Source organism: Micromonospora foliorum, from assembly GCF_022229015.1.
GTDB lineage: Bacteria > Actinomycetota > Actinomycetes > Mycobacteriales > Micromonosporaceae > Micromonospora > Micromonospora foliorum.
Genome location: NZ_JAKKFF010000292.1, coordinates 1 through 5,947 on the forward strand (window position 1 = coordinate 1; position 5,947 = coordinate 5,947).

6 protein-coding genes and 1 pseudogene are annotated in these 5,947 nt (G+C 72.2%); 1 reads left to right on the top strand and 6 read right to left on the bottom strand.

The genetic code is table 11. The annotated features are described in order from the left end of the window. The coding region (locus tag PSH25_RS21265) for a potassium channel family protein (RefSeq protein WP_238660750.1) at positions 1-1,500 on the bottom strand (1,500 nt) is incomplete at its 3' end. A gap of 256 nt (positions 1,501-1,756) precedes the next feature. On the opposite strand from PSH25_RS21265, the gene PSH25_RS21270 reads away from it, so the two are divergent. After that, entirely contained in the window at positions 1,757-1,975 is a 219-nt protein-coding gene (locus tag PSH25_RS21270) for a hypothetical protein (protein WP_238660751.1), read from the top strand. A gap of 47 nt (positions 1,976-2,022) precedes the next feature. Here the strand turns inward: PSH25_RS21270 and fabF are convergent, their stop codons facing one another. The 5 genes and pseudogenes from fabF to PSH25_RS21295 form a co-directional block, all read right to left on the bottom strand. Then, positions 2,023-3,249 (bottom strand): beta-ketoacyl-ACP synthase II, encoded by a 1,227-nt coding sequence (gene fabF / locus PSH25_RS21275; protein WP_238660752.1) that lies wholly within the window; start codon positions 3,247-3,249, stop codon positions 2,023-2,025. A gap of 2 nt (positions 3,250-3,251) precedes the next feature. Continuing rightward, on the bottom strand, positions 3,252-3,491 hold the full coding sequence (locus PSH25_RS21280) for an acyl carrier protein (RefSeq protein WP_030330276.1): 240 nt from the start codon (positions 3,489-3,491) through the stop codon (positions 3,252-3,254). An 85-nt stretch (positions 3,492-3,576) separates the two neighbouring features. Continuing rightward, complete coding sequence (locus PSH25_RS21285) at positions 3,577-4,521, bottom strand: beta-ketoacyl-ACP synthase III (RefSeq protein WP_091409280.1); 945 nt, start codon at positions 4,519-4,521, stop codon at positions 3,577-3,579. Positions 4,522-4,526: 5 nt separating this feature from the next. After that, positions 4,527-5,444: pseudogene (locus tag PSH25_RS21290) on the bottom strand (ACP S-malonyltransferase); the annotation flags it as partial. A 78-nt stretch (positions 5,445-5,522) separates the two neighbouring features. Continuing rightward, a partial coding sequence (locus PSH25_RS21295) for a PucR family transcriptional regulator (RefSeq protein ID WP_238660754.1) occupies positions 5,523-5,947 on the bottom strand: 425 nt, incomplete at its 5' end.

Genomic DNA, 5,947 nt, shown 5'->3' on the forward strand with positions numbered 1-5,947 from the left:
CGCGGCGACCAGCAGGACCCGCCGGCCCACCGAGATCGTGTCGATCACCTCACGGCCCATCATGGCCGCGGCGAACGCCGGAGCCGCCAGGTACGAGACGCTGCGCGAGTGGTTGATCCCGAAGGCGCGCTGCACCCGTTGAGCGAACCCCTCGTCGAACAGCCGCAGCACGACCCGCAGCGGAGCCGCCACACCGCCGTTCGCCGCCCTGTGCAGCGAACGCCCGAGCAGTGCCGTCTCCAGGTTCGTCACGTCGTCCGCACAGAGCACCACCAGGGCCCGGCAGGTCGACACGGACGCCGCCCGCAACGTCTCCGGGCTGGTCGCGTCGCCGATCAGGAACGGCAGGCCCAGTTCGCGGGCCACCGCCACGCCGCGGGCCGTCGGTGCTCGGTCCACCGCCACCACTGTCACGCCGAACGAGTGCAGTTCCTGGATCACCCGGGTACCGATGTTGCCCAGCCCGACCACGATCACGTGGTCGTCGAGCGGTTCGGTGAGCCGACCGGCCGCGACCGCCAGCCGGGCCCGTACCACCGAATCGACCACAAGCGCGGTCACCGTGGGGACCAGGGCCACCCCCATGATCACCAACAGCAGGGCGGTGAGCTTCTCCACAGGTGACCCGGTCGGATCCGCGTCCGCGCCGCCCAGGGCGGTGAGCACTGTCAAATAGCCGGCCTCGACCGGGTCCAGGTTCCGGGCCTGGCCGAGCAGCACGCTGCCGACGGCGAGCAGCGCGGCCGAGGCGCCCAGCGCCCAGCGCAGGCGCCTGCCGAGAATCAGCCGGGCGGTCTGCAGCAGCTGGCGGCGAGGCCGGGCCCGGACCTGACGCTGCCGGCCGTACGCCCGCACCAGCACGAGATCGGCGGAGTCCTCGTCCTCGGGCAGCGTGATCGGCTCAAGGCCGCTGGTGTCGGCGAGCGCGCAGACCACGTCCGTGGTGGCCGGGTCGAGCGCGTCCCGGCTCGCCGTCCGCAGCAACTCGTCGTCCGGCAGCCGGAGGAAGGTCGGCGTGTCGTCGCCCAGGGTGGCCGCGACGAACGCGGGCGCGGCGATCTCCGAACCGGACAGCACCGCGCAGTCGCCGAGCATGGTGGCCACGCCCTCGCCGAGCACCGGATTGAACAGGCGAACGACGATCCGTACGTCCGGGTCGAACTCCCGGATGATCAGCGCGGCATCCACGTTTGCCACATCGTCGGCGCTGACCAGCGCGACCGCCGCCGCGGCCCGTACGCCGGCCCGGTCCAGGACCTCGGCGGTCAGCCGGCGAGCCACCACCACCTCGGGGCCTGAGCCCGGCGCGTCAGGGTCCGACGCGAGTTCGGCGATGTCCGGTGCGTGGTTGTCGGCCAACGATGGCAGCAGGACGGTGACCGAGACGCCGTGCCGGTCGACCAGTTCGGTGATCAGTCGGCGGGCCAGAGCGTTGTCGCCGCAGACCACGAACCGTCGACCGGACTCCGGCTCGATGCCGTCCGCGCTGTCGTCGGGCACGCCCGCATGGTAGCTGTCGCCGACCAGCCGGCCGGTCCCGCGCGATCCGGTGCGGGAAGGCTCGCCGGGGGTGCGGTTCGGCCCGACGTAAGCGCGCTCGGGGCGACCTCACTCGCCCTTCGCGAGCCCCGGCACCGCAGTCGATCTTCAGTCGGCCCATCTAAGCCGTGCGGTCTCTCGACGTCAATCGGGATCGTGTTCGGGCGCGACGGAAATCCGGTCGCCCCGCCCCCGGTCGGTCTGACAACCTCCCCCCATGGGAGAGGCAGCGGGATTCCGGCACGTGCGGCGGGCGGACGGCACCGTGGTGATCACCCACCACGGACGGGTCGCCGGCACGTTGCGCGGCGCTCGGGCGGCCGAGTTCCTGGCCGAGGTCGACGACGACCCGCAGTTGGTGATGGCCCGCTGGACCGGCAACTACCGCCACGGCAACGAGCGCACCGCGAAACAGCACCCGCGCAACCGAGGCTGAACGACGAAGGGCCCCTCCTCGACGAGGAGGGGCCCTTGCGCAGGATCTCAGGGGCGGGCGAAGACGAGCGCCACGTTGTGGCCGCCGAAGCCGAACGCGTTGTTCAACGCGGCCGGGATCTCCATGTGGCGGGCCTTGTGCGCGGCGACATCCAGGGTGAGGCCGGGCTCCGGGTCGTCGAGGTTGATCGTCGGAGGGACGACACTGTCGCGGATCGCCAGGATGGTGGCGATCGACTCCAGCGCGCCGGCCGCACCGAGCAGGTGACCGGTCATCGACTTCGTCGCGGACAGCACCGGGTGGTCGCCGAGCGCCTTGTGCAGCCCGCCGATCTCCAGCATGTCCCCGACCGGGGTCGAGGTGGCGTGCGCGTTGACGTGCACGATGTCCCGCTTCGCCACGTCCGCGTCCGCGATCGCCTTGGCGATGGCCCGGATGGCGCCCTCGCCCTCGGCGTGCGGCTGCACGATGTCGTACGCGTCGGAGGTGATGCCGGCGCCGGCGAGGCGCGCGTACACCCGGGCGCCCCGGGCGGCGGCGTGCTCGGCCCGCTCCAGCACCAGAATGCCGGCGCCCTCGCCGAGGACGAAGCCGTCGCGGCCCCGGTCCCACGGGCGGGAGGCCCGCTCCGGGTCGTCGTTGCGGGTCGACATGGCCCGCATCGAGCTGAAGCCGGCGATCGGCAGCGCGTGGATGACCGCCTCGGTGCCGCCGGCCACCACCACGTCGGCCCGGCCGGAACGGATGATGTCCAGGCCGAGGGCGATCGCCTCGGAGCCGGTGGCGCAGGCGCTGGCCACCGAGTGCACACCGGCCTTGGCGCCCAGCTCCAGCCCGACCCAGGCGGCCGGACCGTTCGGCATCAGCATCGGGATGGTGTGCGGGGAAACCCGCCGTGGCCCGGAGGCCTCCAGGATGTCGTCCTGGGCGAGCAGGGTGGTGGCACCGCCGATGCCGGAGCCGACGCTGACGGCCAACCGCTCCCCGTCGAGGTCGGAGCCGGCCAGGCCGGCGTCCGCCCAGGCCTGCTGCGCCGCGATGAGCGCGATCGCCTCGGAACGGTCCAGGCGGCGCAGGCGGACCCGGTCCAGCACCTCGGACGGCTCCACGGCCAACTGGGCGGCGATCCGGACCGGCAGTTGCTCGGCCCACTCCTGGGTGAGGGCACTCACCCCGGAGCGGCCGGCGAGCATTGCGTCCCAGGTCGACGCGACGTCCCCGCCAAGCGGGGTCGTCGCGCCGAGCCCGGTGACGACGACGTCAGGACGAGTCATGATCAGGACTGCGCCGCGATGTAGCTGACAGCGTCGCCGACGGTCTTGAGGTTCTGCACCTCGTTGTCCGGGATCTTGACGCCGAACTTCTCCTCGGCCGCGACCACGACCTCAACCATGGACAGCGAGTCGACATCGAGGTCGTCGGTGAAGGACTTCCCCTCGGCCACGTCGTCCGGGTTCACCCCGGCAACCTCTTCGAGGATCTCGGCGAGGCCGGTGGTGATCTCGTCACGGGTCATTGCGGTTGGTTCCTTTCATCGGGGTTCTCCGGCGGTCGGCGTCGCCGACCGCCACTCCTCGACGCGTACGCGCCCGAGGGGGTCATCAGGGGCAGCGGACGACCTGACCGGCATAGGTCAGGCCACCGCCGAAGCCGAACAGCAGCACCGGCGCGCCCGAGGGCACCTCCCGGCGCTCGACCAGCTTGGACAGGGCCAGCGGCACGCTCGCCGCGGAGGTGTTGCCGGACTCGACGATGTCCTTCGCGATGATCGCGTCGGGGATGTTGAGCCGCTTGGCGATGCCGTCGATGATCCGGGCGTTGGCCTGGTGCGGCACGAACGCGGCCAGCTCCGACGGGTCGACCCCGGCCCGCTCGCAGGCCTGGAGCGCGAGCGGAGCGATCGCGGTGGTGGCCCAGCGGAACACCGCCTGCCCCTCCTGCTGGATGTACGGGCGCCAGCCCTCGATGCGGACCGCGTCGCTCTTGTCCGGCACCGAACCCCAGACCACCGGGCCGATGCCGGTCGGCTCGTCGTCGGCGGTGGCGGAGACCACCGCGGCACCGGCCCCGTCCGCGAAGATGATGCAGGTGGAGCGGTCGGTCCAGTCGGTGAAGTCGGAGAGCTTTTCCGCGCCGATGACGATCGCGTTGCGCGATGCCCCGGCCCGGATGGCGTGGTCGACGGTGCCCAGCGCGTACGCGAAGCCCGAGCAGGCGGTGTTGAGGTCGAACGCGCCCGGCGCGGTGATGCCGAGCTTGGCGGCGACCCGGCAGGCCACGTTGGGGCTGCGGTCGATGGAGGAGCAGGTGGCGACCACGACCAGGTCGATGTCGGCGGCGGTCAGGCCCGAGTTGGCCAGTGCCTTGCCGGCGGCCGCGGCGGCCATGTCGGCGACCGTCTCACTGTCGGCGATCCGCCGGCTGACGATGCCGACCCGGTCGCGGATCCACTCGTCGTTGGTGTCGACGAGCTGGGCGATGTCGTCGTTGGTCACCACCCGGGAGGGCTGGTAGTGCCCCATCGAGACGATGCGACTGCCAGTCATGAACGACCTCCGATACGGGCGATCAGGTCCCGTGCGGCCGGCAGGTCGTCCGGGGTGTTGAGGGTGACGATCTCCGGGGCGCCGTCGCCCTTGAGTTCCCGCTTGACCAGGCCGGCGAGGGTGCCGGCCGGGGGCAGCTCGATCACGCCGGTGACCCCGAGGTCGGCCAGCGTACGCATGCACAGGTCCCAGCGCACCGGCGCGGTGACCTGACGGACCAGGCGCTGCACCATGGCCGCGCCGTTGTCGACCGCGGTGCCGTCGAGGTTCGACAGCAGGGTCCGGGCCGGGTCGGCGGGGGTGATCCCGGCGGCCTCCGCGGCGAGCGCGGTCTCGGCCGGAGCCATGTACGGGGTGTGGAACGCGCCGGCCACCTGGAGTCGGATGATCCGGGTCCGTGCGGGCGGTGCGGCGGCGAGCTTGTCGAGCCCGTCCAGGGCGCCCGCGGCGACGATCTGCCCGGCGCCGTTGCGGTTGGCCGGGTAGAGCCCGTTCGCCTCGATCGCGGCGATCACCTCGTCGGGGTCACCGCCGAGCACCGCGGCCATTCCGGTCGGCTCCAGCGCGCACGCGGCGGCCATCTCCCGGCCGCGTACGCCGGCCAGGGTGATCGCGGCGTCGGCCGACAGCACTCCGGCCAGGGCGGCGGCACCCAACTCGCCGACGCTGTGGCCGACGGTGAGCGCGACGCCGTCCAGTGGCAGCTGCTCGCCCGCGAGCAACGCCGCGGCGACCAGCAACGGCTGGGTGCGGGCGGTGTCCTTGATCTCGTCGGCGTCGGCGGCGGTGCCCAGGTGCAGCAGGTCGACCCCGGCCAACGCCGACCACTCGCGCAGTCGCGCCGCAGTGCCGGTCAGGTCGAGCCAGGGGGTCAGGAAGCCGGGTTTCTGAGAACCCTGGCCGGGACTAAGTACGGCGAGCACGCTTATGACTCTTCCGGATAAAGGCGGGTAACGCGGTGCCGCCTTCGACCAAACCACACTAGGACCTTTGGAGGTTTCCTACAAAGATCGGCGGGGATCATCCTCGGTTTGGGCAGATTTCCGGTTAGCCGGGGTCATTGTCTGAGTTGGGACAGGCGAGACGAGCGGGACAACCGGATCCAACCGACCCACGGTCAGTGCGACCTGGAGGGCGAACGCGTCGCGCGGCGACAGCGGCGAGAACCCGGTCACCTCGGCGATCCGGCGCAACCGGTAACGCACCGTGTTCGGGTGCACGAACAGTGCCCGGGCCGCGCTCTCCAGTGTGCCACCCGCGGCCAGGAAGGCGTCCAAAGTCGCCAACAGTTCCCCACCGGCGCGCACCAGTGTGGCGTACACATCGTGGCGTAGCCGCCGACGGGCCTCCGCGTCGCCGGCGAGGGCCCGCTCCGGCAGCAGATCCGCGGCCGGCACCGGCCGGGGCGCGCCGGGCCAGGCCGGTG

Bases quoted from the DNA above. Each gene is read 5' to 3' on its own strand.
- PSH25_RS21280 (WP_030330276.1), bottom strand. From the start codon at position 3,491: ATGACCCGTGACGAGATCACCACCGGCCTCGCCGAGATCCTCGAAGAG.
- fabF (WP_238660752.1), bottom strand. From the start codon at position 3,249: ATGACTCGTCCTGACGTCGTCGTCACCGGGCTCGGCGCGACGACCCCG.
- PSH25_RS21270 (WP_238660751.1), top strand. From the start codon at position 1,757: ATGGGAGAGGCAGCGGGATTCCGGCACGTGCGGCGGGCGGACGGCACC.
- PSH25_RS21285 (WP_091409280.1), bottom strand. From the start codon at position 4,521: ATGACTGGCAGTCGCATCGTCTCGATGGGGCACTACCAGCCCTCCCGG.